Source organism: Pseudomonas gingeri (assembly GCF_013386165.1).
In the GTDB taxonomy this organism is placed as follows: domain Bacteria; phylum Pseudomonadota; class Gammaproteobacteria; order Pseudomonadales; family Pseudomonadaceae; genus Aquipseudomonas; species Aquipseudomonas gingeri_C.
The window spans coordinates 362,609-389,419 of the sequence record NZ_JACAOS010000001.1 but is presented as its reverse complement, the minus strand read 5'-3'; the positions used below and the strand labels follow the sequence as shown (position 1 = coordinate 389,419).

At 61.2% G+C, this 26,811-nt stretch carries 25 protein-coding genes; 6 read left to right on the top strand and 19 right to left on the bottom strand.

The genetic code is table 11. The features are described 5' to 3' along the window. Positions 1-19: 19 nt before the first annotated feature. On the top strand, positions 20-1,501 hold the full coding sequence (locus HX866_RS01645) for an APC family permease (RefSeq protein ID WP_177137829.1): 1,482 nt from the start codon (positions 20-22) through the stop codon (positions 1,499-1,501). A gap of 96 nt (positions 1,502-1,597) precedes the next feature. Here the strand turns inward: HX866_RS01645 and HX866_RS01640 are convergent, their stop codons facing one another. The 5 genes from HX866_RS01640 to HX866_RS01620 form a co-directional block, all read right to left on the bottom strand. Next, positions 1,598-1,789, bottom strand: coding sequence for a hypothetical protein (locus tag HX866_RS01640; protein WP_177099532.1), 192 nt, complete (start codon positions 1,787-1,789; stop codon positions 1,598-1,600). Positions 1,790-1,952: 163 nt separating this feature from the next. After that, the gene (locus tag HX866_RS01635; RefSeq protein WP_177137827.1) at positions 1,953-2,465 is read right to left on the bottom strand and encodes an AAA family ATPase; all 513 of its coding nucleotides are present in this window, start codon (positions 2,463-2,465) and stop codon (positions 1,953-1,955) included. 193 nt (positions 2,466-2,658) lie between these two features. After that, entirely contained in the window at positions 2,659-3,765 is a 1,107-nt protein-coding gene (locus tag HX866_RS01630; RefSeq protein ID WP_177093037.1) for an NADH:flavin oxidoreductase/NADH oxidase, read from the bottom strand. A gap of 238 nt (positions 3,766-4,003) precedes the next feature. Continuing rightward, the gene (recJ, locus tag HX866_RS01625) at positions 4,004-5,713 is read right to left on the bottom strand and encodes a single-stranded-DNA-specific exonuclease RecJ (RefSeq protein WP_177093038.1); all 1,710 of its coding nucleotides are present in this window, start codon (positions 5,711-5,713) and stop codon (positions 4,004-4,006) included. Between the two features lie 8 nt (positions 5,714-5,721). Continuing rightward, positions 5,722-6,264, bottom strand: a complete 543-nt coding sequence (locus tag HX866_RS01620) for a YaeQ family protein (protein WP_177093039.1) — start codon at positions 6,262-6,264, stop codon at positions 5,722-5,724. Positions 6,265-6,403: 139 nt separating this feature from the next. On the opposite strand from HX866_RS01620, the gene HX866_RS01615 reads away from it, so the two are divergent. After that, positions 6,404-7,603, top strand: a complete 1,200-nt coding sequence (locus HX866_RS01615; protein WP_177093040.1) for a CaiB/BaiF CoA transferase family protein — start codon at positions 6,404-6,406, stop codon at positions 7,601-7,603. Between the two features lie 49 nt (positions 7,604-7,652). Next, positions 7,653-8,552, top strand: coding sequence for a TIGR02285 family protein (locus tag HX866_RS01610; protein WP_177093041.1), 900 nt, complete (start codon positions 7,653-7,655; stop codon positions 8,550-8,552). Between the two features lie 161 nt (positions 8,553-8,713). Here the strand turns inward: HX866_RS01610 and HX866_RS01605 are convergent, their stop codons facing one another. Next, positions 8,714-9,004 (bottom strand): DUF3509 domain-containing protein, encoded by a 291-nt coding sequence (locus HX866_RS01605; RefSeq protein WP_177093042.1) that lies wholly within the window; start codon positions 9,002-9,004, stop codon positions 8,714-8,716. A gap of 169 nt (positions 9,005-9,173) precedes the next feature. Here HX866_RS01605 and HX866_RS01600 point away from each other — a divergent pair, with 169 nt between their 5' ends. Beyond that, positions 9,174-9,854 carry a response regulator transcription factor gene (locus HX866_RS01600; protein WP_177093043.1) on the top strand — a complete coding sequence of 227 codons (681 nt, stop codon included), beginning with the start codon at positions 9,174-9,176 and terminating at the stop codon, positions 9,852-9,854. Between the two features lie 12 nt (positions 9,855-9,866). On the opposite strand, the gene HX866_RS01595 is transcribed toward HX866_RS01600, so the two are convergent. The 13 genes from HX866_RS01595 to ffh all read right to left on the bottom strand — a co-directional run bounded on the left by HX866_RS01595 (position 9,867) and on the right by ffh (position 24,513). Beyond that, positions 9,867-11,129, bottom strand: coding sequence for an EAL domain-containing response regulator (locus HX866_RS01595; RefSeq protein ID WP_177093044.1), 1,263 nt, complete (start codon positions 11,127-11,129; stop codon positions 9,867-9,869). A gap of 88 nt (positions 11,130-11,217) precedes the next feature. Beyond that, positions 11,218-14,823: an ATP-binding protein gene (locus HX866_RS01590; protein WP_177137825.1), complete on the bottom strand. Its 3,606-nt coding sequence runs from the start codon at positions 14,821-14,823 to the stop codon at positions 11,218-11,220. A gap of 122 nt (positions 14,824-14,945) precedes the next feature. Continuing rightward, a complete protein-coding gene (gene thrC, locus HX866_RS01585; protein ID WP_177099523.1) occupies positions 14,946-16,355 on the bottom strand; it encodes a threonine synthase in 1,410 nt (469 codons plus the stop codon). A 107-nt stretch (positions 16,356-16,462) separates the two neighbouring features. After that, the gene (locus tag HX866_RS01580) at positions 16,463-17,767 is read right to left on the bottom strand and encodes a homoserine dehydrogenase (protein WP_177093047.1); all 1,305 of its coding nucleotides are present in this window, start codon (positions 17,765-17,767) and stop codon (positions 16,463-16,465) included. Between the two features lie 138 nt (positions 17,768-17,905). Then, complete coding sequence (locus HX866_RS01575; protein ID WP_177093048.1) at positions 17,906-18,637, bottom strand: thioredoxin fold domain-containing protein; 732 nt, start codon at positions 18,635-18,637, stop codon at positions 17,906-17,908. Positions 18,638-18,769: 132 nt separating this feature from the next. Beyond that, positions 18,770-19,666, bottom strand: coding sequence for a site-specific tyrosine recombinase XerD (gene xerD, locus HX866_RS01570; RefSeq protein WP_177137824.1), 897 nt, complete (start codon positions 19,664-19,666; stop codon positions 18,770-18,772). 27 nt (positions 19,667-19,693) lie between these two features. Continuing rightward, positions 19,694-20,146, bottom strand: a complete 453-nt coding sequence (locus HX866_RS01565; RefSeq protein WP_177093050.1) for a hypothetical protein — start codon at positions 20,144-20,146, stop codon at positions 19,694-19,696. After that, entirely contained in the window at positions 20,130-20,699 is a 570-nt protein-coding gene (locus tag HX866_RS01560; protein ID WP_218177273.1) for a DUF6036 family nucleotidyltransferase, read from the bottom strand. Before HX866_RS01560 ends, HX866_RS01565 begins: the two co-directional genes overlap by 17 nt. A gap of 239 nt (positions 20,700-20,938) precedes the next feature. After that, entirely contained in the window at positions 20,939-21,289 is a 351-nt protein-coding gene (gene rplS, locus HX866_RS01555) for a 50S ribosomal protein L19 (protein WP_100944697.1), read from the bottom strand. A gap of 45 nt (positions 21,290-21,334) precedes the next feature. Beyond that, positions 21,335-22,087, bottom strand: a complete 753-nt coding sequence (gene trmD / locus HX866_RS01550) for a tRNA (guanosine(37)-N1)-methyltransferase TrmD (protein WP_177093052.1) — start codon at positions 22,085-22,087, stop codon at positions 21,335-21,337. 3 nt (positions 22,088-22,090) lie between these two features. After that, positions 22,091-22,627, bottom strand: a complete 537-nt coding sequence (rimM, locus tag HX866_RS01545; protein WP_177093053.1) for a ribosome maturation factor RimM — start codon at positions 22,625-22,627, stop codon at positions 22,091-22,093. Positions 22,628-22,632: 5 nt separating this feature from the next. Continuing rightward, positions 22,633-22,884 carry a 30S ribosomal protein S16 gene (gene rpsP / locus HX866_RS01540; protein WP_017124058.1) on the bottom strand — a complete coding sequence of 84 codons (252 nt, stop codon included), beginning with the start codon at positions 22,882-22,884 and terminating at the stop codon, positions 22,633-22,635. 252 nt (positions 22,885-23,136) lie between these two features. Then, the gene (ffh, locus tag HX866_RS01535; protein ID WP_177093054.1) at positions 23,137-24,513 is read right to left on the bottom strand and encodes a signal recognition particle protein; all 1,377 of its coding nucleotides are present in this window, start codon (positions 24,511-24,513) and stop codon (positions 23,137-23,139) included. A gap of 198 nt (positions 24,514-24,711) precedes the next feature. Here ffh and HX866_RS01530 point away from each other — a divergent pair, with 198 nt between their 5' ends. Both HX866_RS01530 and HX866_RS01525 read left to right on the top strand, forming a co-directional pair. Continuing rightward, positions 24,712-25,524, top strand: coding sequence for a cytochrome C assembly family protein (locus HX866_RS01530; RefSeq protein ID WP_177125617.1), 813 nt, complete (start codon positions 24,712-24,714; stop codon positions 25,522-25,524). Between the two features lie 15 nt (positions 25,525-25,539). Then, positions 25,540-26,775: an HlyC/CorC family transporter gene (locus HX866_RS01525; protein WP_177093056.1), complete on the top strand. Its 1,236-nt coding sequence runs from the start codon at positions 25,540-25,542 to the stop codon at positions 26,773-26,775. Positions 26,776-26,811: the final 36 nt, after the last annotated feature.

The window sequence follows — 26,811 nt, the reverse complement described above, 5'->3', positions numbered from 1 at the left end:
TTTCCGGAGCAATACCGTCATGAGTGCACAACCCCACCTCGGCGCAACCGCCGACAGCGATGCCGAACAGCTGCGCAAACTGGGCTATACCTCGAACTTCAATCGCAGCATGAGCCTGTGGGAAAACTTCGCCCTGGGCTTTACCTACCTCTCGCCGGTGGTCGGCGTCTACACCCTGTTCGGCCTGTGCCTGGCCGCTGGCGGCCCGCCAATGTTCTGGGCCTACCTGCTGGTGGGCTGTGGACAACTGCTGGTGTGCCTGATTTTCGGTGAAGTGGTCTCGCAGTTCCCGATTTCCGGGGGCGTCTACCCTTGGGCCCGCCGCCTGGTGGGCAAGCGCTGGGCGTGGATGGTCGGCTGGATCTACTCCATCGCCCTGTGCGTAACCATTGCCGCCGTTGCCGTCGGCGCCGGTCCTTACCTTGCCGCGATGCTCGGTTTCGAGCCGAGCAACAACACCAATATCGTCATCGCCCTGGTGCTGACGCTGTTCGCCACCCTGGTCAACCTCAGCGGCACCAAGGTCCTGGCACGCATCGCCATGTTCGGCTTTCTCTGCGAACTGGTCGGCGCGGTGATCGTCGGCGTCTATCTGCTGGTGTTCGAGCGCCATCAGCCGCTCAGCGTGCTGTTCAACACCTTCGATATCCGCGTCGACGGCTCCTACCTGCCGGCGTTCCTCACGGCATCCCTGGCGGGCATGTTCCTCTACTACGGCTTCGAAGCCTGCGGCGACGTGGCCGAGGAAACCCCGAACCCGAGCAAGCAGATCCCGGTGGCCATGCGCATGACCATCTACATCGGCGGTATCGCGGCGATGTTCGCCTGCCTGGCACTGATCCTGGCCGTGCCGGACATGCAGGCGGTGATCAACGGCACCGACAAGGACCCGGTGACCACCATCCTCAACAATGCCTTCGGCAGCGTCGGTTCGAAAGTGGTGATGGGCGTGGTGATGATTTCCTTCATTTCCTGCGTCATCAGCCTGCAAGCGGCCGCCAGTCGCCTGCTGTATTCCTACGCTCGGGATGAAATGGTCATCGGCAGCCACCTGCTGAAGCGGCTTTCGCCGACCACCCAGGTGCCAGTGGCGGCACTGTTCGTCTCCGGCATCTTGCCAGCGCTGATCATTGCCCTGGGGTTCTTCCTGCAGGACGCGGTGGCGACCATCGTCAGCTTCGCCGCCATCGGCATCTACCTGGCATTCCAGATGATCGTACTCGCGGCCCTCTTCGCCCGGGCGCGCGGCTGGAAACCCAGCGGCAAGTTCAGCCTCGGCGCCTGGGGCCTGCCGGTGAATATCGGCGCGCTGGTCTACGGCGTCAGTGCCATCGTCAACATGGCCTGGCCGCGCACCCCGGATGCAGCGTGGTACATCAACTACGCCATGGTCCTGAGCACCGCCATCGTCATCGGTCTCGGCCTGCTCTACATGTGGCTGGGCAAACCCTATGACCGTGGCACGGCGCCGGCGGGTGATGCCTGGAAAATCAGCCGATAGCGTGACTGGGTAGGGAAAAACACGCTGGGCGGACCGCCCAGCGTTGCAAAACGAACAAGCGCTGCACCACGGACAACATGGCCCGTCGTACAGGTTTCAAAACCGCGAAACACCCTCCATCACATTCAACAGACAGCACATCGCATTGCGGTCCTCTTCCGACAACGCCCGATAGCGTTCCAGCAGGTGCCGCTCCTCATCACTGAGCTTGCGCATCCGGGGCCGGGATGGCGTCCTGAACGTCCAGAGGAACAGCATGAAACCGACAATGCTCCGCGCCTTGGCCATGACCACCTTCCCTCGCTGGATAAAACCCGACTGCCTGGACACACCGTCCAAACCTACCCTAAGCGTAGGAACAGTCTGAATCAGGCTAAGAACATTTCGAAATTTCCAGCAAGAAAACTCAAGTCATCCTGGAAAGAGCCCGTGATAAGCAACGAGGGTACGCCTATTCATACCGCACCACCTCAAACCCCTCTTCCACCGCCGGTACTTCGAAATAGCGGGAAATCACCTCGAACTCGGCCTCAGTGGTCTTGAACGGGTGATCACCCGCTTCATTACGGAGCTTCAGACGGGCCTTGCACACATCATCGCCCACATCGAGGAAATGCAGCCGATGATCAGCCCCCGCGCGTTCAAAGACCGAACGGGCCCAAAGCCGGCTGGACAAGGTGTTGGACGGAAAATCGAGGACCACCGAGACCCCGGCTTTCAATATGGCAACAACATGCTCGAACAAGGCCGTGCGCAAGCGGGCGGCGCAGCGTACATAGTCCGCAATCTCGGTGATCTCACCCGGATACAGCTGCGCGAGCCAAACGTCCTCGCTGATCAACAGGGTCGAGGGTGCTGCCGCCAGGTTTTGCGCCAGCGTCGATTTCCCCGAGCCGATCTTTCCACAGACCAGGTGCAGGATTGGAGCGCAATTGTGGGCAGTTGAGGTTTCAGGTACTGACATTTCAATCTCCTTTTGATGTTCAGTTCCCAGGAGGCGGTCAGAAAAAACCCGCCTCGGTGGGCGGGTTTCGGGTGTTTTCAGAACACGCGTCAGCCCACCCTCGTCTCGAGGGTGGGAATAATCGAAATGTTCAGGTGTGAGTTCATGAAACTGACCTTATTCACTTAAACGTCTTATGACAACCCTCAACCTTTCACTCACGCAAATCCGACTCGTGAATCGGCTGATCACGATGGGTTGCCCGCTGATACTGCGCAGGCCATGTCGCCTTGCGCCCGCCCAGGTCGTCATCCGCATGCAGCGGCCAGTAAGGGTCACGCAACAACTCGCGGGCCAACAGGATCATATCGGCCTGCCCGGTTCGCAGAATGTGTTCGGCCTGGGCCGGTTCGGTAATCAGTCCGACGGTGCCGGTAGCGATATCGGACTCCTTGCGCACACGCTCGGCGAAACGGGTCTGATAACCGGGCCCGGTAGGAATTTCCGCGTTGGCGGCGGTGCCGCCCGAGGACACGTCGATCAGGTCGACGCCCAAGGCTTTCAGCCGCCGTGCCAACTCCACCGTTTCATCCGGATTCCAGCCGTCCTCCACCCAGTCGGTGGCCGACACCCGTACAAACAGCGGCAGTTCCTCAGGCCAAGCCGCGCGTATCGCCCGGGTCACCTGGAGTACCAGGCGAATGCGGTTCTCGAACGAGCCACCGTACTGGTCACGACGCTGATTGCTCAGGGGCGAAAGGAACTGGTGCAGCAGGTAACCGTGGGCGGCGTGCACTTCAACCACCTTGAAACCGGCGATCAATGCCCGTTTGGCAGCCGCTACAAAGGCCTGGATCACCTCACCGATCTGTTGCTCATCCAGTGGCAGCGGCGCCGTGTGCTGCGGATCGAAGGCAATCGACGACGGACCGACCGGGGTCCAGCCGCCTTCCTCGGGTTTGACGCTGCCATGTTTGCCCAGCCAAGGCCGATGGGTGCTGGCCTTGCGCCCGGCATGGGCCAGCTGGATACCCGCCACCGCGCCCTGGGCGGTGATAAAACGGGTGATGCGTTGCAGCGGTTCGATCTGCTCGTCGTTCCACAGGCCCAGGTCCTGGGCAGTAATCCGGCCATCGGCGGTGACTGCGGTGGCTTCGGTGAAAATCAGCCCGGCACCGCCCACCGCCCGGCTGCCCAGGTGGACGAGGTGCCAGTCATTGGCCAGACCGTCGACACTGGAGTACTGGCACATCGGCGAGACCGCGATGCGGTTGAGCAGGGTCAATCGGCGAAGGGTATAGGGTTCGAGCAGCAGACTCATGGGGCACCTCTCAAATCAAGTGGGCTGGCTCCAGGGTTCTGTTAGAACGTCGGCAAGTGACAATAATGGTGGATAACCGCCCCCCAGCGGGTGAAAAACAGGACGACGTCACAAGACCATTCAGACAGTGCTTAGAGCCTAGTCGACAACGGCACGGGCGGGAGGGTTCAGCGGATTAAAGCCGCAGATTCTCCTGAGGGGCTGGCGTACCGGCCCCTCAGGGAACAAAGCAGAGGTCTCAGCGCGGCTCGATATGGGCAATCATCAGTTGCACGCTTTCCTTGCCGCGAAACTCATTGAGGTCGAGCTTGTAGGCCAGTTCCACCCAGTCGACCCGGGCATTGGTCCACAACTCCGGATCGATGCCGAAGGCAATGCCATCGAGTTTCAGCGAACCGCATTCGCTTTTCAGCACCACCTTCAGATGCCGCTCGCCGACGATACGTTTTTCCACCAGCTGGAACACCCCATGGAACAGCGGTTCGGGGAAATGCTGGCCCCAGGGACCGGCATTGCGCAGCGCCCGGGCCAACTCCAGGTTGAACTCCTCGATCGACAGCGAACCATCGGTCTGCAAGCGCCCGGTCAGGTCATCTTCGGACAGCTGACGGCGCACTTCGGCATCGAAGGCTTCGGCAAACAACGGGAAGTTTTCCTGCGGCAGGCTCAGACCCGCCGCCATGGCATGACCGCCGTACTTGCCCATCAGGTCCGGGTGTTGCGCTGCAACCACGCTCAGGGCATCGCGAATATGGAAGCCCGGCACCGAACGACCGGAGCCCTTGAGCATGCCGTCGCCCGCGTCGGCAAAAGCGATGGTCGGACGGTGGTAACGCTCTTTCATACGCGAAGCAAGGATACCGATCACGCCCTGGTGCCAGTCCGGCTCGAACAGGCACAAGCCGAACGGCATCGACTCCAGGGGCAAGTCCTTGAGCTGGGCCAACGCTTCGCGCTGCATGCCCTGTTCGATGGACTTGCGGTCCTTGTTCATTTCATCGAGCTGGACGGCCATTTCCTGGGCCAGGACCGGGTCTTCGCAGAGCAGGCATTCGATCCCCAGGCTCATGTCGTCCAAACGCCCCGCCGCGTTCAGACGCGGGCCGAGGATAAAGCCGAGGTCGGTGGAGGTCAGCCGCGAATGCTCGCGCTTGGCCACCTCCAGGATCGCCTTGAGCCCCGGCCGCGCACGGCCGGCACGAATGCGTTCGAGGCCCTGGTGCACCAGGATGCGGTTGTTGGCGTCCAGCGGCACCACGTCGGCGACGCTGCCCAACGCCACCAGGTCGAGCAGTTCACCGATATTCGGCTGCGGCTTGCTGGCGTAATGGCCCAGGCTGCGCAAACGCGCACGCAAGGCCATCAACACGTAGAAAATCACCCCGACGCCGGCCAGAGCCTTGCTCGGAAACTCGCAGCCCGGCTGGTTCGGGTTGACGATGGCATCGGCCAGCGGCAATTCGGTGCCGGGCAAGTGGTGGTCGGTGACCAGCACCTTGAGCCCCGCCGCCTTCGCCGCCAGCACGCCTTCAATGCTGGAAATACCGTTGTCCACGGTAATCAGCAACTGCGGCTCGCGCTGCAAGGCCACCGCGACGATTTCCGGGGTCAGGCCATAACCGTATTCAAAGCGGTTCGGCACCAGGTAGTCGACATGCGCCGCCCCGAGCAAACGCAGGCCCAAAACCCCGACCGTGCTGGCGGTGGCGCCGTCGGCGTCGAAGTCGCCGACGATCAGGATCCGCTGGCGCTGCTCCAGCGCCGTCACCAGCAGGTCCACCGCCGCGTCGATGCCCTTGAGTTGCTGGAAGGGAATCAGCCGCGCCAGGCTCTTGTCCAACTCGTCCTCGGACACCACGCCGCGGGCGGCATACAGGCGGGTCAACAATGGCGGCAGATCACCGAGAAACGGCAGTGTGGCGGGCAGCGGGCGGGGTTCGATACGCATGGGAATAATTAACCGCGCTCGCCCATCAGCCATTCCAGCTGGACTTCATGCTGGCCGCGATCGTCGGTGACGAAGATCGTGCCTTCACTGATCATCACGTCCCACTTGATCACCCGGGGCATGTCCTTGGCCAGGGTCTCGAGGATCTCCTGGGGCACGGCGGCGATATGCACGTTCTTCAGGTTCTTCACTGCATCGACCACCTTGGTCTGCCAGACCCGCAGGCTGCCGTAGGCCAGCAGGCTGGTGCGCTCGGTGCGACGGGAGCACCAGGTCAGGCGATCGGCGTCCGGTTGGCCGACTTCGATCCAGTGCAGGACACGATCATCCAGGCTCTTTTCCCACAGTGCCGGCTCATCCACTTCCGACAGACCGCGACCAAAGGCCAGCAGCTCGTTGTACCAGAAGGCGTAGGCCAGCAGACGCACGGTCATGCGCTCTTCGGTTTCCGATGGGTGGCGGGCGATGGTCTGGTTGACGCTCTCGTAGACCCCACGATCCAGGTCGGTAAGGGTCAGGTTGAATTTGTAGGTCGTGGACGGCTGGGCCATGAACGGGGCTTCTAAAGACGAGGAAAGGCGGCCAGTCTAACCGATACGCAGGGCAAGCAACGACTGCTCGCCGTTAGGCTGATTCGCCCAGCCATGATAAAAAGCTTCATTGCCCCCGTGTTGTCCAACAGGATTCACCATGCCGCTCACCGCCAAACCCCTTTCCGGCCTGAAGGTCATTGAGCTTGGAACCCTGATCGCCGGCCCTTTCGCCTCACGCATCTGCGCCGAATTCGGCGCACAGGTGATCAAGGTCGAATCGCCGGACGGCGGCGACCCGCTGCGCAAATGGCGCAAGCTGTACGAGGGCACTTCGCTGTGGTGGTTTGTCCAGGCGCGCAACAAGCAGTCCTTGACCCTGAACCTGAAACACCCGGACGGCCTGGCCATCCTCAAGCAGTTGCTGAGCGACGCGGACATCCTCATCGAGAATTTTCGCCCCGGGGTCTTGGAAAAACTCGGCCTCGGCTGGGAAACCCTGCACGCCCTGAACCCGAAACTGGTGATGGTGCGCCTGTCGGGCTTCGGCCAGACCGGACCGATGAAAGACCAACCCGGTTTCGGCGCGGTCGGCGAGTCCATGGGCGGGTTACGCTACATCACCGGCTTCGAGGATCGCCCACCGGTGCGCACCGGCATTTCCATCGGCGATTCGATTGCCGCGCTCTGGGGCGTGATCGGCGCGCTCATGGCCCTGCGTCATCGCGAAGTCAACGGCGGTAGCGGCCAGGTGGTGGACGTGGCCTTGTATGAAGCGATCTTCGCCATGATGGAAAGCATGGTCCCGGAGTTCGACGTGTTCGGTTTTATCCGCGAGCGCACCGGCAACATCATGCCCGGGATCACGCCCTCCTCAATCCACACCAGCGCCGATGGCAAACATGTGCAGATCGGCGCCAATGGCGACGCGATCTTCAAGCGTTTCATGCAGGCCATCGGCCGTGACGACCTGGCGGACGATCCGCAACTGAGCAGCAATGATGGCCGCGACAGCCGGCGCGACGAAATCTACGGCGTGATCGATCGCTGGGTGAACAGCCAGCCACTGGACGCGCTGCTCGCCACCCTGAACCAGGCCGAGGTGCCGGCCAGCCGGATCTACAGCGCCGAAGACATGTTCAGCGACCCACAATTTCTCGCCCGGGAAATGTTTATCCAGGCCAAGCTGCCCGACGGCAAGGCTTTCAAGATGCCGGGGATTGTGCCAAAACTATCGGAGACACCGGGCTCCAGCGAATGGGTGGGGCCGGAGTTGGGCGAACACAACAACCACGTACTGGGTAACCTCGGCTATGACGCCGCACAGATTGCCCGCCTGCGTGAAAGTGGCGCGATCTAGTGCCGTCATGGCAAGACTTTGACCTGACTGCGCAGAAGGTATGGACCGCATGAGTCCTCGATTTCTCTGGCAACACGTGCTCTGTCGACCACCCGCCTTGGCCCTGCTGGCGGCGCTGGCCTGTGCCCTGCCGAGTGCGGCCCAGGCCAAGGACACGCTGATCTGGCTATTGCGCGACCTGCCGCCGCTGAGCATTTTCGAGGGACCGCAAAAGGGCCAGGGCGCCATCGATCAGTTACGGCCCTTGCTGGTCGCCGCCATGCCCGAATATGAACACGTGAGCCTGCGCGTCAACCGGGCGCGGGCCACGCAGATGCTCGCCGAGCCGTCGTTTACCTGCGACCCGATGCTGCTCTGGACCCCTGAACGGGCGAAGAAGATGGTGTTCTCCATTCCCAGCATTGGCCAGGTCAGCAACGTGCTGGTCGTGCGCCAGGCAGACCGGGCCTTGATCGAACCCTTTGTGCAGGACGGCCAGGTGGACCTCGCCGCCCTGCTGGCCAGCGATCACCCGAAACTGGGGATTGTGGCCGAACGCAGCTATGGCCAGCTGATCGACGACCTGCTGCGCCAGACCCCCGTCGAAAACCTGGCGCCGCATTACGGTAACGATGCCCTGGGCAGCCTGTTGCAAATGCAGCGCCTGGGACGACTGACCGCGCTGCTCGGCTATTGGCCGGAAGTCCGCTACCTGGCCCGGCAACAAGGCATCGCCACCGAAGACCTGGTGTCCTATCCGATCAAGGGCGTCGCCAAGTACCAGTTCATCCGCGTCGGTTGCTCCGATACGGAACAGGGGCGCGCGGCGATCGCCCACGTCAACCGGATCCTGCGAGAGCTGCGCCAGCACCAGTTGGTCGAGTTCTATGCCCAATGGCTCGACCCGCAGCAACGGGACGCCTATCGGGAAGACGCCAAGCAGTTTTTCCTGGCCCCGGAAGACCAGTGACAAACGCCGGACAAAAGAAACCCCGAGAAGTGGGGAAACAACTCGGGGTTAAACGTGGCCTACAAAGACCAGTACGACAAGCTACAAGCACCGGAGCACAATGCTTGATCCTGCCGTTATAAATACGACAACCCTTTCGGAAAAAAGGTTCCCAAAAAATTTTACACGCGAGCCGAACGGAACATCTTGTCCTCGGCCGCATGACGCAAAGCCGCGATCACACAGGGTTCCAGGCGCCCTTCGGCAATGCGCAGATCGCGATGCAGCCCATCCACCACATCGGTCAACAGGCGCTTGTCGTTCAATTGTGCGTGGCTGATTTCACGGGTCAGCAGGAGCAGACCGGCGCGGTTGTTCACGGTCAGCAGACATTCACCCTGGCTGCCCGAGGGTGTCAGGGTCACGGGATAAGGACTCAATGCTTCATTCAGCAACAGACTGATACTTTCCATCTCGATCACCACTCAATAGTCAAAACCCGACAGGTCAAAAACAAAGGGGTTGAAGTCAAAGACCGCCAGTCAGAGAAGAAAGTTCGTCAAGCCAGCTAACCTGATATCCGTGCAAGCCGAACATCCAGCCGCTGTTCCTACCGTTCCATTGCGAGCATGAACGAGAAAGATGACAGAGAGAAAACAACCCGACTCAACGTCCCCGCCGCCCTTGCGCATCATTCTCGCGGACGATCATCCGATTTTCCTGATCGGCCTGCGCGTCGTCCTCGAACGCGACCCCGGCCTGAAGGTGGTGGGCGAGGCGAGCTCGCCGCAGGACCTTCTGGAGCGCCTGCAAAGCTGCGCCTGCGAAGTACTGGTCACCGACTTCATGATGCCGGTCGAACAGCAGAACGACGGCCTGCGCATGCTCGAAAGCGTGACTCGGCAACACCCGCGGCTACCGGTCGTGGTGGTGACCATGCTCAACAATGCCGGGCTGTTCCGTTCCATTCTCGATCTCGGGGTCATGGGGCTCCTGAGCAAGGCCAGCCTGGCCGCCGAGCTGCCGGAGGCCATTGCCCAGGTACGTCACCGACGACCCTATGTGGCCAATTCGATTCGCCAGACCCTGGCGCTGGCCGGCGAGGTCGGTGAGCACCGTCTGGGCGACCAGGAGAAACTTTCACCCCGGGAGCTGGAGGTGACGCGCCTGCTGGCGGCCGGGCGCACCGTCGGTGAAATCGCCACGCAACTGTGCCGCAGCAAGCAGACCGTGAGTGCGCAGAAGGTCAGCGCCATGCGCAAGCTCGGGCTGTCCAACGATGCGGCGTTGTTTCTCTATCTGCAGGAACATGGGCTGGCCTGAATGGGTCGGCGGCTACAGATTGACGCTGTTCATGGCGGCGTATTTCAAAGGCCCGGACAGCGGGTAAACCGGACCGAAACCCGCCACTTCAAGCCAGGACAACAGTTGCGCGCGACTCATGGACACGGCGACGAAATCTCCTTGTATCAGCGAATCGCCCAGGGCCTTGGCCGCCAGGCAGTCGCTTTCGCTGTCGACCCCGCTGAGTACCACCTGCAAGTTCATGCCCCGGGCCATGCGCAAGGCGCCGGCGACAATCGCCGACTTGCGCGCGTCCGCCGCCATCCCGACCACGAAGGGCGAGGTGATCTTCAGCTCGGTGAAGGGCCGTTCGAGCAGGCGCTGAAGGCTACCGCCGCCCAGGCCGAAATCGCCGACGGACAACTGGCAACCGAGCATGCGCAACCTCAGCAAGCCTTCAGTCAACGCCACGCTGCTGGACTCGGCGGTTTCCAGTACCTCAAGGGTCAAGCGCTCGGCGGGTAGTTCGAAACGCTCCAGCAAGGCCTTCAGTTGCTCAGAGAAGTCCAGCTGTTCCAGCACGTTCCCCGGAAGACTCACCGTGACCGGCAAGGCCTCATCCGTGGCGAAACGCACCTCGGCCGACAGGCTCACGGCCTGCTCCAGCACCTGCCAGATCAGCGTCTGCGCCAGCCCGGCGTACTCCAACACCGGCATGAAACTGCCGGGCAGCAACAGCCCCTGTTCCGGGTGTTGCCAACGCGGCAGTACCTCGACCCCGGCGACTCGGCCGTCATGGGTCAGCTTGGGTTGAAAGTGCGCGGTCGCGTATTTTTCGATGGCCGAAGCCCCGGCGCAGGCCTGGAGTTCGTGCAGCGACAGCAACTCGCAGACCTGGGCCAGCGGCAGGCCGGGGCGCTGTCGGGCGAAACGTTGCTGATAGCTCGCCAGCAATTCCGCCAGGGCCGCGGCCGACGCTGGCTTGCGCAGGCAACCGAGGACATGCAGCCCCTGCTGGCGGGCCATATGCGCAGCCCCCTCGAGCACCTCCTGCTCGGCACTGCTGAGGATGATCAGTGCCTGCGCTTCCTGCCCCTCGGCCAGGGAACGAATCAACGTCAGGCCATCCCCCGCCTCCAGGTGCAGGTCGCAGATAGCCACATCGATAGGGCCACGATTGGCCAACGACTGCCGGGCGCTCTCGACGCTTTCCGCCGTCAGCACATCAAAGACACCAGCGGCATTGAGCATCTGATGCAGGGCCATCAGTTGAAAAGAGTTGTCTTCGAGAATCAGGACTTTGAGTGCGCGCATCGAGGGTCTCCACACAATGAGGCGGCCGTACTCCGCAATGACCCTCGATCTTAATCAACCACCCCATCCGCGCCCCATAGGACAAGTCCTAAAGTGCCGGAATATCCGCCCGCAGATGCGGTTCGATATCGTCGAGAACCCGTTCGATGGCGTGCTTGAGTGCCTGCCAGTCCGCCGCCACCCGTTCGTTGGACTTGAGCCGCACACTGCTGTCGAGGTCGGCGCAAGCATGTGCCAGGGCGATGGCATCAATCAGGCAGGCGATGCCCTTGAGCCGATGGACCGCCACCGCCAGGCCTTCCCAGTTGTGCACCTGCGCCGCGACCTCCAGTGCCCCGCGCTCCTGTTCGAGGTTCTTGCGCAGTTCCAGCAACATCCGGCGCATGACCTGCGCGTTGGCACAGGTCATGGCGCTCAAGGCCTGAATATCAAAGGACTGTTCAGGCTCGATGCTCGCCAGCAGTTGCGCCAGCTCATCCAGGGAGACCGGCTTGACCAGCAGTTCGGTCATCCCCGCCTGCAGGCAACGTTGACGTTCGTCGCTCATGGCATTGGCCGTACAACCGACCACCGGGCACGGCGCTCGCTGCTCCCGGGCCTCGATCCGGCGTATCGCCTCGGCCAGTGCATAACCGCTCATGTCCGGCATATTGCAATCGGTGATCACCAGATCGAAGGGCTCCTCCTGCAACGCCTGCAACGCGGCCTCGCCACTCTGGCAGGCGACGACCTGCTGGCCGAGAAAACGCAACTGCTGGTTGAGCACCAGGCAGTTGGCGGACAGGTCGTCGACAATCAACACCTTGAGCGACGCCAGCCGAGGCCTGGGTGCCTCCGCCAAGGGAGGCACGGCAGGGGCCTGCCCCACGGGTTTGAGGGCCAGTTCGATACGCACCCGCGTGCCTTCTCCCGACCGGCTCAACAAGGCGATGCTGCCGCCCATCAACTCCACCAGTTGCTTGCAGATACTCAAGCCCAGGCCGGTACCACCGTATTCTTCATCGGCCTGACCACGGATCTGGACAAAGGGGGTGAAGAGCGTTTTCTGCTGTTCAAGGCCGATCCCCTTGCCACTGTCTTCGATGCTGATATGCAAGGTTTCCAGCTCTACTGTCGACGCCGCCCTGCGCACGTGAATACGCACGGAGCCCTCGGCGGTAAATTTCAGTGCATTGCCGATCAGGTTGTTCAACACCTGGCGCAAACGCAGCGGGTCGAACCAGTAATCGCCCGCCAAACCCGGTTCCATCTCCAGGACCAACTCGATGCCCTTGCCCCGCGCCGTGGCCTCGAACAGTTGCCGTACGCTTTCCAGATGCTCGACCAGGGAGCCGGCGCGCAACGCCAGGTGCATGCCGCCGGCCTCGATCTTGGCCAGATCGAGGCTGTCGCCGATCAAGTCCGTCAGTTCCTGTGCCGACTGGTACGCCACCTGCAGCGCCTGGGAGAGTTCCTGCCCATCAGCCCGGACCTGTTCGCGCTCGAGTTCAAGCAGGCCGATGATCGCCACCATGGGGGTGCGAATTTCATGACTCATGGTCGCCAGGAACGCGCTCTTGGCCTGGTTGGCCTGCTCTGCCTGCTGGCGTGCCTCCATCAACTGGGCCTCGAGCTGTTTGCGTTCGGTGATGTCGATCCAGCCACCGAGCAGTCCCTGCAATTGCGCCTCCGCCGAATAGAACGGCACCATCCACTGATAGATGTCGATCCGACCGCTGGCAAAGTCGAGCTGACGGTCCTTGAACTGCGGCTGCTGGTCCTCGAACAGCTGGATAAACTCGGCATGCAGTTGCTCCGCGGTGGCCTGGGGCAAGATATCCACTTCGGTGATCCGTCGGCCCTGGACCTGTTCCAGGGTGGTGGAAAGACGTTCCTGGTAACTGCGATTGCAGGTCATCATGCGACCGTCCAGGTCGCGCACGAAAATCGGATTGGGGATACCGTCCAGCAGGGCGCGCTGGAAAGCCAGTTGATCGCTGAGTTCCTGTTCGGCCCGGCGCCGCTGGCGAACCTGGATATTCAGCCGACGGTTCCAGGCCAGGGACACCCCCCCCAGCAGGATCATCACCGCCGTCAGAACGTAGACCCAACGCGGCACCCGTTCCCAGACCGGACGCATTGGCGCGACACCGATCGCGCCGTGCCATTTGATCCGCAGCGCGCGCAGTTCGGCCACGGGAAACGCCTCCAGGGCCTTGTTCAGAATACTCAGCAGCTCCGGCTCGGTCTTGACCACCGAGAAACTGTCCGCCGACCAGAGCCCTTCGACACTGCGCCCGACCTTCAGCCGCCCCGGCGGATACAGGTAGGCCCGCGTATCGCTCTGGATCGTTGCGGTCGCTTCGCCACGCTCGACCATCGCCCGGGCCTCCTCCGGCGTCTTGACCGTGATCAGTTCGATGTCCGGGTAGTTCTTGCGGATCATCGGTTCCAGCGCATGTTTTTCCGGCATTACCAGCACCCGCCCGGACAACTGCGAAAGCGAGCCGAGGGGCGAGTCGTGCACGCGCACCACGAACACCCAGGCGCTGCCGCCAAAGGCGTAGGTGAAATTGAGGAAAGCCTTGCGCTCGACACTTTCGGCCAACGTCGTGCTCATCAACGCCTTGCCGTCGTGCAGCAGATCGACGCTTTCGGCGGTGGAGCCGGTTTCGCGGAACTCGAACTCCAGGCCGGTCATACGCGAAATGCGCGACAGCAGGTCCGGATTGAGACCGACCCAGCGGTTATGGCCGTCCCTGTAGATATGTGGCGGATACGGCTGGGCCACCACCGAGACCCGCGGATGGCGGTCGATCCAGGCCAGCTCCGCGGCGGTGAGGCTGATGCGCTGCTGGGTGATGTCCGAGCCGAAGCCGGTGGTCCAGCGGGCGAGGATCTCCCGCCGCGTGGCGTTGTCGGTATTGTCCAGGACCCGCTCCACCAGGTCGCTGAGCACGTGATCGGACTGGCGCGTGGCAAAGGCGAAGCCAATCGGCGGCAACTCGCTCTTGTCCTTGATGTGCACGCCCATGTAGGGCCGCAGGCTCTTGTAGGCCCGGACGATCACCTCGTTACCGATAAACGCCTCGACCTCGCCCTGGGACAATGCCTCCAGGGCACTGTAGAGGGTCGGGGCGAGGATGATCTCGCTCTGCGGATAGGTCGCGTGTACCACCTGGGCATCGGCGTAACCGTCGAGCAACACCACCTTCTTGCCGTTCAGATCGTGAAAGCCATGGCCGCCGGCGCGGCCGACGATCACCGAACGGTCCGGCATATAGTCGCTGGAGAACGTCAGCCCGGGCACGCCGCGCTCGTAGCCGTTGGCACTGGTGAGAATATCGATCTGGCCGTTGCGCAATGCCTCGACGGCCTGGTCGCGCTCGCCGAAGCCGAGCACCTGGACCCCCACCCCCAGGCGATCGCGGATCAGCCCGACGTAATCGGCACTGATGCCCTGGTAGCGGTTGCGGTCGTTGGTGATATCGACGGGCTCATAGTCGGCGACCGAAATCCCCACCCGCAAGGTTCGTTCGGGCCCCAGCCATTGCTCCTCCTCCGGACTCAGGGGCAGGCGCTCGACCTCGACGAACGAGGGCGGCAAGCTGAACGGCAGGCCCTGGGCCGCCAGTGCGCTGACGGGCACGCACAGCAGCAGCCACCCGCACAGAATGCCCAGAACGGATTGTATGGATCGACCCAAAAACACCATGACGAACGACTTGCCCCCTTCGGCCCATTTCAAGAAATGGCAAAAAAACAAGGCAAGTTTGACATGCGAAAACGATAAAGCCCGCCAAGGGGCGGGCTTTAATGTGTGACCGTTCTAGTCTGTCAGAGCGGCTTACCACGGTTACCATGCTGGCTGACAAAGGCCTGAACGACTTTCAAGTCATTGGCCAAGACCGTGCAACGCTCATCTCGCTCAAACAAATCGGAAAGGTGCGCAGGTAGTTCGAGTGCTTTTCCTACGCCAGCTTTCTCCACTGCCTCAGGAAACTTGACCGGATGCGCGGTCCCCAGGATCACCATCGGGGTGTCCAGGCTACGTCGGCACTCGCGAGCCGCACGTACGCCGATGGCGGTGTGCGGATCGAGGACTTCACCGCTCTGGGCGAAGACTTCAGCGATGGTTTCGCAGGTCTGTGCATCGTCCACGGCCAGGGAGTCGAACAGCTTGCGCGCTTCGCTCCAGCGGTCCTGGTCGACACTGAAACCGCCACCTTGCTTGAAGGTGTCCATCAAGCCGGCGATGGCCGCGCCGTTGCGCCCGTGCAAGTCGAACAGCAGGCGTTCGAAGTTCGACGAAACCATGATGTCCATGGACGGCGACAGGGTCGCGTGCAGGGTGTCCTTGACGTACTGGTTGCCGCTCATGAAGCGGTGCAGGATGTCGTTGCGGTTGGTGGCGACGATCAGCTGGCTGATCGGCAGGCCCATGTTGCGCGCCAGGTAGCCGGCGAAGATGTCGCCGAAGTTGCCGGTCGGCACCGAGAACGCCACCGAACGGGCCGGGCCGCCCAACTGCAGGGCAGCGTGGAAGTAGTAGACGATCTGGGCCATGATCCGCGCCCAGTTGATCGAGTTCACCGCGACCAGGCGCGTGCCTTTGAGGAAGCTCTGGTCGGCGAAGCTGTTCTTGACCATTTCCTGGCAGTCGTCGAAGTTGCCTTCGATGGCGATGTTGTGGATGTTGTCGCCGAACAGGGTGGTCATCTGCCGACGCTGCACCTCGGACACCCGGTTGTGCGGGTGGAGGATGAAGATGTCGACGTTCTCGCAGTGCTTGCAGCCTTCGATGGCGGCCGAGCCGGTGTCACCGGAGGTGGCGCCGACAATCACCACGCGCTCGCCACGTTTGGCCAGCACATAGTCGAGCAGACGACCGAGCAGTTGCAGGGCGAAGTCCTTGAACGCCAGGGTCGGGCCGTGGAACAGCTCGAGCACCCATTCGTTGCCGTTCAGCTGGCGCAATGGCGCCACGGAGCCATGGGAGAAAGCGCCGTAGGTTTCCTCGAGAATTTTCTTGAAGTCGGCGTCCGGAATGCTGCCGGTGACGAACGGGCGCATGACCCGGAATGCCAGCTCGTGATACGGCAGGCCGGCCCAGGAAGCGATTTCTTCCTGGGTGAAACGTGGCAGGTTTTCCGGCACGTACAGGCCGCCGTCGCTGGCGAGACCGGCCAGCAGCACGTCTTCGAAGTTCAGGGCCGGTGCCTGGCCGCGGGTACTGATGTAGCGCATGAGAGCAAACCTTCGGTTTGGGCTGCGAGCTGCAAGCTCCGAGCCGCAAGCCAAAAGCAACTGGGCTTTTGCTTGCCGCTTGGAGCTTGCAGCTCGCAGCTGCTTGTTTAATTCAAATGTTCGACGCGGATCCGCACGACAGGGCCAACCACGCCTTGCAGGGCCTCCAGCGCCGCGATGGCGTCGTTGATATGCTGCTCGCGCACGCGATGGGTCAGCAGGATCATCGGCACCAGGCCGTCGTGTTCTTCGACTTCCTTCTGCATGATCGATTCGATATTGATGCCGCGTTCCGACAGGATGCTCGCGACCTGGGCCAGCACGCCCGGATGGTCCTTGGCCTGGATACGCAGGTAGTAGGCGCTTTCGCACTCTTCGATCGGCAGTATCGGGTGAGCCGACAGCGAATCCGGCTGGAAGGCCAGGTGCGGGACGCGGTTTTCCGGATCGCTGGTCATGGCACGAACCACATCCACCAGGTCGGCAATGACCGATGAAGCCGTCGGCTCCATGCCGGCACCGGCGCCGTAGAACAGGGTCGAACCGGAAGCATCGCCGTTGACCATCACGGCGTTCATCACGCCATTGACGTTGGCCAGCAGACGGTCGGCAGGGATCAGCGTCGGGTGAACCCGCAACTCGATACCGGCGGCGGTGCTACGAGCCACGCCCAGGTGCTTGATGCGATAGCCCAGGGCCTCGGCGTAGTTGACGTCAGCGGTGGTCAGCTTGGTGATGCCTTCGGTGTAGGCCTTGTCGAACTGCAGCGGGATACCGAAAGCGATCGAAGCCAGGATCGTCAGCTTGTGCGCGGCGTCGATGCCTTCGACGTCGAAGGTCGGATCGGTTTCGGCGTAACCCAGGGCCTGGGCCTCGGCCAGCACGTCTTCGAAGGTACGGCCCTTCTCGCGCATTTCGGTGAGGATGAAGTTACCGGTGCCGTTGATGATGCCGGCGACCCAGTTGATGCGGTTGGCCGAGAGGCCTTCGCGAATCGCCTTGATCACCGGGATACCGCCGGCCACTGCCGCTTCGAACGCGACGATCACGCCCTTCTCGCGGGCCTTGGCGAAGATTTCGTTACCGTGCACGGCGATCAGCGCCTTGTTGGCGGTGACCACGTGCTTGCCGTTCTCGATGGCGCAGAGCACCAGCTCGCGGGCCACGGTGTAGCCGCCCATCAGCTCGACGACGATATCGATCTCAGGGTTGCTCGCGACTTCGAATACATCGTTGGTAATCGCAATACCGGTTGTCTGGAACTGAGGCTTTGGCGTACGCATGGCAATTTGAGCCACTTCGATTCCACGCCCGGCACGGCGGGCAATCTCCTCGGCGTTACGCTGAAGTACGTTGAAGGTGCCGCCACCGACGGTACCTAACCCACAGATGCCTACTTTGACCGGTTTCACTCTGAACTCCCCATGAAACGGCCGACACGAGGTCGGCCGTGGAAAACAGCCGCTGGACTGCCAGCGGCTCGCTATTGATGACCCGGGAACCCGTTCCGCGGGCCATGCTCGTCAAAGGTTGAGCATGACGAGGCTGAATTACTTGGCGGACAGTGCCAGTTTGGCAACTTGTGCCGCCGGCTGGTAGCCCGGAATTACCTGACCATCAGCTAAAACAATTGCTGGCGTGCCGTTGACACCGATCGATTGACCGAGGGCGAATTGCTTGGACACCGGGTTGGCGCACTTGGCCGCCTTGATATCGTCGCCTTCGACCATCTTGTCCATCGCCGCTTTCTTGTCGGCCGAGCACCAGACCGCCTGCAACTGCTCGTCGCCCGGCGAGCCGAGGCCCTGGCGCGGGAACGCGACGTAGCGCACTTCAATGCCCATCTTGTTCAGCGCCGGCACTTCGGCATGCAGCTTGTGGCAGTACGGGCAGGTGGTGTCGGTGAACACGGTGATATGCGATTTGGTTTCGCCGATGGCCGGGTAGACCACGGTTTCAGCTACCGGAATACCGTTGATCAGCTTGGACACGCCCAGGCGTTCGGTTTTCTCGGTGAGGTTGACCGGCTTGCCGTCCTTGAGCTGGAACAGGTAGCCCTGCATGACGAACTGGCCGTCGGCACTGGCGTAGAGTACGCGGCTGCCCTTGAGCTTGACTTCATACAAGCCGGCCAGGGGGCTGGGGCTGATGCTGTCCACCGGGGTTTCCAGTTGAAGGCTCTCGAGGCTCTTGCGAATCGCCTGCTCGGCGGTGTCGTCGGCCAAGGCCAGGGAGCTGACCAGGGCAAGGGCAGCGACGGCGAAAATCTGGGTCAAACGCATGGGAACTCCTGAAGGCGGGCAAAGGGGCCGAGGCTGATACGACCACGGGGAAACGGATCGGTTTCAAGCGCCCGCTTTGCAAACCGATAGAGCCTATCACATAAGCCCGGCGGGGCCGAACCCCTGTGTGGCTTAGCCGCGCGGGTGGTGTTTGGCGTGCATATCCTGCAGGCGTGCCCGGGCCACATGGGTGTAGATCTGCGTGGTCGAGAGGTCGCTGTGACCGAGCAACATCTGCACCACCCGCAGGTCCGCGCCATGGTTGAGCAAGTGCGTGGCGAAAGCATGGCGCAAGGTATGTGGCGACAGCGATTTGCCGATCCCGGCGACCTTGGCCTGGTGCTTGATCCGGTGCCAGAAGGTCTGGCGGGTCATCTGTTCGCCCCGCAGGCTGGGAAACAGCACATCGCTGGGGCGCCCGCCGAGCAGTTCGACCCGGGCATCGCGCAGGTAACGCTCGACCCAGACAATCGCCTCTTCACCCATGGGCACCAGCCGTTCCTTGCTACCCTTGCCCATGACCCGCAACACGCCCTGGCGCAGATTGACCTGTTCCAGGGTCAGGCTGATCAGTTCGGTAACCCGCAGCCCGCAGGCGTAGAGCACTTCGAGCATGGCCCGGTCACGCTGGCCGATGGCCTCGCTCAAGTCCGGGGCAGCCAGCAGCGCTTCGACATCGGCTTCCGACAGGGATTTTGGCAGCGGCCGGCCCAACTGCGGCATCTCGACCTGCAAGGTCGGATCGACGGCAATCAGCCTCTCGCGCAACAGGTAACGGTAGAAACCCCGCACACCGGAGAGAAAACGTGCCGTGGAGCGCGGTTTGTAGGCTTGTTCCAGACGCCAGGCCAGGTGATCGAGGATCAGTTCGCGACCGGCCTTGTCCAGCTCCACGCCTTTTTCCTGCAACCAGCCGTTGAACAGCGCCAGATCGCTGCGATAAGCGTCGCGGGTATTGTCGGAGAGACCTTTTTCGAGCCACAAAGCGTCGAGGAATTGATCGATAAGGGGATGGTCGATGGCGGACATAGAAACTCGAAAACCGAAGCCGGAAACTCAGGCAAACGCTGCGCGCTGCTCAGCTTCATAATGTCGAGTCTGCAAGGGCATGAGGGTTTGTACCTTCAACCCAAGCCCCTCGCTTAGCCCCCAGGAAAAGGCCAGCTCATCACGGCGCTTTCGCAATGAAACCGCTACCTTTGGCTCAACATCCCGCTTAGGGGTCTTGCGCGCAAAAAGCTCAAGGGCATTGAAGGTTTCCGCCACACGGCTATCAGTTACGCACGAAAACCGTGTGAACCGCTCAAGCAAATAGCCCGCGCGCCGAACCTCCAACTCATTGGTATGACGACTCAGGAAAACCCTGGCTTCATTGACAAGATTCAAATCGGAGTACCAAACAGCCTTGGCCGCACTCACAAGCGCAGCATCATCTGCCTGATTCAAAGGGCTCTTGGCCAATGTGTCCAAAGCGGATGAGAGGACGTGGCCATTACGGGGCTTCGTCATCTGTAGTCTCCAGATAGTCCCGCAAAATATTGGTAAGAACGGATATTGGGGGCTCTTTGTTGCCAACATACACATCAATCGCCTGCAATGCCAGCCGACGGAACTCGTCGGTCACTATGAAGCCGGCCCTGAGCAGCGCGATGATATCGCCAATATCCTGATCCGTGGCCCTACCCAGCTTGGAAATGGCGATGTCGACAGGCGCAGCAATGTGAAGGTGCAGCGCAGATCCAACAGGAAATTCTGGAAGGGGAAGGCTTCGCTCCCAATAGTCCTCATGGACTGGACCAAAGCTCGTATTGTACTGAAGGTCGTAGTTCAACTCCATCAGCCGCCCCGATCGCTCATCGACAAACTGCTCAGGGACCTCTGCGAGCAAGGTTTGAAGATGGAGCCCTTCAGGCACATTAGCCTCATAAATCTCGGCATCAACGTCCGTGGAAACACGATGATTTGTGTACAAGTGAACAGCACATCCACCGAATACGATCACCTTGACTGCACCCGGCTCAGCGCCTTCAAGCTCGAGTTCAGCCTCGACGGACTTGAACATGGAAATCAAGGCCTGTCCCAGCGCGGTACCTGTATTGAGTCGAGGGGGAATAGTGTCCGGCAATCTCACGCTTGAACCTCAGAGGCTGATGCGACAGCTGAAGCCCCCATGCTACCCAAACTGCTCCCCGTAACGGTAGAGATCAGCACAGCCAGCCAGGTAGATAACGCTCACACACGGTATGGCACATAACAAAAAAGCAGCCCGTAGGCTGCTTTTTTCTGCATCGGAAGCTGGACTTAAGCCAGTTTTTCCTTGATGCGAGCTGCTTTACCCGACAGGTCACGCAGGTAGTACAGCTTGGCCTTACGTACATCACCGCGACGCTTGACAGCCATGCTGTCGATTTGCGGGCTGTAGGTCTGGAAAGTACGCTCTACGCCAACACCGTTGGAGATTTTACGTACGGTGAACGCGCTGTTCACACCGCGGTTACGCTTGGCAATTACCACGCCTTCGAACGCTTGCAGACGCGAACGGTCGCCTTCCTTCACTTTCACCTGAACGACAATGGTGTCGCCCGGGGCAAAGGTAGGGATCTCTTTGGTCATCTGCTCGGCTTCGAGTTGCAGAATGATTTTGTTAGTCATGCTGTGCTCCTAAGGTAAATCGTTCGATCTACCATCGATACGTTGTTAACTATCGTCCCGCTCGCGGATGTATTCCTCGAGCAGCTTCTTCTCTTCTCCAGAAAGCGAGCGGCTTTCCAGAAGATCGGCGCGTCGTTCCGAGGTCCTGCCAAGGGACTGCTTCAGACGCCAACGCCGGATATGTGCGTGGTTGCCACTGAGCAACACGTCGGGAACACGCTGATCCGCATACACCTCCGGACGGGTGTAGTGCGGGCAATCCAGCAAACCATCCGTGAAGGAATCTTCCTCCGCGGAGTCCGCATGCCCTAAAGCTCCAGGCAGCAGCCGTGTAACCGCATCTATCAGGACCATCGCCGGCAGCTCGCCACCGGAAAGAACATAGTCCCCAATCGACCACTCTTCATCGACATGAGCGTCTATAAAGCGCTCGTCAATGCCTTCATAACGACCTGCAATGAGGATCAAGGCATCCTCGTTCGCCAGGTCGCGTACCGCCAACTGATTCAGTTGTCGGCCTTGGGGCGACAGGTAAATGACCTTCGCCGCCTCCCCTGCTGCTGCCTTGGCCTGAACCAGGGCGTCCTCAAGGGGCTTGATCTTCATCACCATGCCCGGACCACCGCCAAATGGGCGATCATCCACAGTGTGATGTCGATCCGTCGTGTAGTCCCGCGGATTCCAACAGGTCAGCTGCAAGAGCCCCTGTTTCACCGCACGACTGGTGATGCCGTAGTCGCTGATGGCGGAAAACATTTCGGGAAACAAACTGATCACTTCTACGCGTAGGCTAGCCATCGCTTAGAAGTCCGCGTCCCAATCCACCTTCATCTCGCCAGCGGCAAGGTCGACAGCCAACACGCATTGCTCCGTATAGGGCAACAGGCGTTCGCGATCATCCAGGCTGCCCGGGCAAGGCTTGACCACCATGACATCATTCGAGCCAGTCTCCAGCAGGTGATCGATTTTCCCGAACAGTTGTCCGAGGGTGTCGATAACCTTGAGACCTTCCAGCTGGTACCAGTAGTACTCGCCGTCGGTCAGGTCTGGGAACAGGTTGCGCGGCACACAGATCTCATAACCGGCCAGAAGACGCGCTTCTTCACGATCATCGAGATCCTTGAGCTTTGCGACCAGGAACTTGTCGTTCCCGCGTCCGCTGACCAGCTCTACCTGTTTCACGCTACCTTCGCGCCGGAGCGTCCAGGTTTTGTAGTCCAACAGGTTTTTAATTGGATCAGTAAAGGAATACACCTTCACTTCGCCGCGAACGCCATGAACAGAATAGATCTTGCCGATAACGATCAAATCATCGGTAGAAGCCGGCGTCGCGTTCATATTGCTCAGGCCGCAACCTTAGCGTTTTCCTTCAACAGCTGAGCAACACGCTCAGATGGTTGTGCACCAACGCTCAGCCAGTAGGCTACGCGCTCTTGGTTCACGGACAGACGAACTTCCTGACCACGAGCAACTGGGTTGAAGAAACCCACTTGTTCTTTGTGCGAACCGTCACGAGCGTTGCGGCTGTCGGTTACGGTCAGGTGGTAAAACGGGCGCTTTTTGGAGCCGCCAAGGGCAAGACGGATTGTTAGCATGTGAACATCGTTCCTGTAGTCGGTGCTGCAAATCTAAATGCACAGCGGGCATGGGTGCCCGAAAGGCCGCATATTCTAAGGAATATCCGGACTTTTGCAAATGACTTTTTCCGGCGCCTGGCGCCATGCAATCAAGATTTGCTATAGAGCCGTCGTCAAGACGGCAGGTCAGCTCCCGCTAAACGCGGGTTTACTGGCGATCCCCCGCATCCCTGCGGGGGTAGCGCCGGCCGTCAGGCCGACGCGAATCTTTTACATTTTAGGCATGCCGCCGCCGGGCAACATACCGCCCATGCCGCGCATCATCTTGGCCATACCGCCTTTGGCGGAGAATTTCTTCATCATCTTCTGCATCTGCTTGTGCTGCTTGATCAAGCGTCCGATGTCCTGCACCTGGGTGCCGGAGCCCATGGCGATCCGGCGTTTGCGCGAACCGCTGATCAGCTCAGGGTCGCGGCGCTCGGCCGGGGTCATGGAGTTGATGATGGCTTCCATCTGCTTGAACTGCTTCTCGGCCGCGCCCTGGGCATTGCCCATCTGCGCCAGATTGACCCCGCCGATGTTCGGCAGTTTGTCCATCAGGCCACCGAGGCCGCCCATGTTCTTCATCTGTTGCAGCTGGTCGCGGAAGTCTTCGAGGTCGAAGCCTTTGCCTTTCTTCAGCTTTTTAGCCAGTTTGTCGGCTTTTTCCTTGTCGAGGGTCTGTTCGGCCTTCTCGATCAGGCTGAGCACGTCGCCCATGCCGAGGATGCGCGAGGCGATCCGCTCCGGGTGGAACGGCTCGAGCGCTTCGCTCTTCTCGCCCATACCGATGAACTTGATCGGCTTGCCGGTGATGGCCCGTACCGACAGAGCGGCACCGCCACGGGCGTCGCCGTCGACCTTGGTCAGGATCACGCCGGTCAGTGGCAACGCATCGCCAAAGGCCTTGGCCGTGTTGGCGGCGTCCTGGCCGGTCATGGCGTCGACCACGAACAGCGTCTCCACGGGCTTGATCGCCGCGTGCAGCTGCTTGATCTCGGTCATCATCTCGTCGTCGATGTGCAGACGACCGGCGGTGTCGACAATGACCACGTCGATGAATTTGAGGCGGGCTTCTTTAATAGCCGCTTCAGCGATGTCCACCGGCTTCTGGCTGAGATCGGACGGGAAGAAGGTCACGCCGATGTCGCCAGCCAGGGTTTCCAGCTGTTTGATCGCTGCCGGACGGTAAACGTCGGCCGACACCACCATCACGCTTTTCTTCTTGCGCTCCTTGAGGAAGCGCGCCAGCTTGCCGACGGTGGTGGTTTTACCCGCACCTTGCAGACCGGCCATCAGCACCACCGCAGGCGGCACGGCGCTGAGGTTCAGGTCTTCGTTGGCGGCGCCCATCAGGCTTTCGAGCTCGGCCTGGACGATCTTCACGAACGCCTGGCCCGGCGTCAGACTGCGCGACACCTCGGTGCCGACCGCACGGTCCTTGACCGAATTGACGAAGTCCTTCACCACCGGCAGGGCGACGTCGGCTTCGAGCAACGCCATGCGCACTTCGCGCAGGGTGTCTTTGATATTGTCCTCGGTCAGCTTGGCCTTGCCGGTGACATGGCGCAGCGTCTGCGAGAGACGGTCGGTCAGGTTTTCAAACATGCGCGATCCTTTGAGGCCCTATATGGAGACCGAAGTGATGGCTGCCGGAACAAGGAAAAACAGCGCCTGGCGAGCCTGCGGCGTGGGCAGGTCGCGGATTATAGCGGAGACTGCATGCGGCCACTAGCGCCACGGTCTTTCGTGGACCGGGGGTTCTATGCCAAACTCAGCGCCTTTCGGGCTTGCCTAACAGGACTTATGCTCCCTTTGTCACCCAGTTTGCTGACCAGCCTCGCCGCCGCCTTCATCTACGCCGCTGCGACTCTCTATCAAGGCACCCGCCTGCGCCAGGGCGCCAAGGCGAACAAACGCCTGCTGGTCGGGCTCGGCGTGATCGCCGTGATCGCCCACGCCATCAGCCTGCTCACCCACCTGATGACGCCGATCGGCCTGGGCCTGGATTTTTTCAACGCCGCCAGCCTGATCGCCGTCGCCGTGATCGCCCTGACCCTGGTGGCCTGCTCGCGCATTCCGGTGGAAAACCTGCTGATCCTGCTGTTCCCTCTGGGTTTCCTGACCGTGGTGCTGGCGCAGTTCACGCCCTCGGGCACGGTACAGATCATCGATGAGGAGCCGGGCATCCTCGCCCATATCCTGCTGTCGATCCTGGCCTACGGCATGTTCACCATCGCGGTGTTCCAGGCCCTGCTCCTGCTGCTGCAGGACCACCAGTTGAAAAACAAGCACCCCTCCGGGCTGATCCGCAACTTCCCGCCGTTGCAAACCATGGAAAGCCTGCTGTTCGGCTTCCTCTGGGCCGGCTGGAGCCTGTTGTCGCTGTCGTTGATCTCCGGCTGGCTGTTCGTCGAAAACCTGTTCGCCCAGCACCTGGTGCACAAGACCCTGCTGGCCTGCCTGGCCTGGGTCGTCTTCAGCGTGCTGCTGTGGGGGCGCAATCGTCTGGGCTGGCGCGGACACAAGGCGATTCGCTGGACCCTGGCAGGTTTCTGCCTGCTGATGCTGGCCTATTTCGGCAGCAAGCTGGTCCGCGAATACATCCTGCACATCTGACGGGCATACGAGACCATGGACAACCTGCCCATCGGGCCAATGCTCGCCGTATTGGCCCTGCTGATTCTCTGGTCGGCGCTGTTTACCGCCGTTGAAGTTGCGCAACAACAACTCGCCGCCCTGCGTCCCGCCTCGCGCTCGGGTGACAAACCGGCAGCCCGACTGAAGTTCCCCCGTGACAGCCTGATCCTGTGCAATACCTTGTGCCGGATCGTGGTCGTCATCATCGCCACCCTGCTGTCGATCCTGCTGTGGGGCCAACACGGCCCCTGGATGGCCTGCCTGGGGGCCACGGTCCTGCTGCTGGTCTTCGCCGACTACCTGCCGCGCCAACTGGCCGTCCGTTATCCCGAACCGATCCTGGCCACCGGCAATGCCCTGCTGGGGATTCCGCTGAAAATCATCTATCCGGCGGCCTGGCTGCTGAGCGGTATCGCGCAACTGTTGCTGCGGCCTTTTATCAGCAAGGCCGGCGCAGTCAAGCAGATCGATGAAGACCAGCCGCCCCTCGACCCGGAAGACGAACCGGAGCACCTGCCGCGCAACCCGTCGCTGTCGAGCATCAAGGCCCTGGACAACATCACCGTCAACGACATCCTGGTGCCCCGCAGCGAAGTGAACGGGATCAACCTCGACGATTCCATCGAGGAAATCACCGCCCAGTTGCTGAAGAACCGCCGTACCCGCCTGCCGGTCTTCCACAACGATATCAACCAGGTCGAGGCGGTGATCAATACCCGCCAGATCCTCAATCTGCTGTTCGATGCCAGCCTGACCAAAGCCGCCCTGCTCGCCGCCTGCCACGAGCCGTATTTCGTCCCGGAAAGTACCCCGCTGCAACTGCAATTGCTGAACTTCCACAAGCAGCAGCGACGCCTGGGCATGGTGGTGGACGAATACGGCGAAGTGCTGGGCATCGTCACCCTGGAAGATATCCTTGAAGAGATTGTCGGCGAATTCGAAAGCGAGCACAGCCTCGACAACCCGCATATCCATCCCCAGGCCGATGGTCGGCTGGTGATTGAAGGGGCGGCATCGATTCGTGAGTTGAACAAGAGCCTGGGCTGGCACCTGCCTTCAGATGGTCCGAAAACCCTTAATGGCCTGGTCACCGAAGCGCTGGAAACCATCCCGGAGAGCGCCGTGTGCCTGAAGATCGGCCGTTACCGCCTGGAAATCCTCGAGACCGAGGACAATCGGGTCAGCCGGGTGCTGATCTGGCACACCAGTTGGTTGCCCGCGCCCCTGTAGACCGGCGGTTCCTGTAGGAGCGAGCTCGCTCGCGAT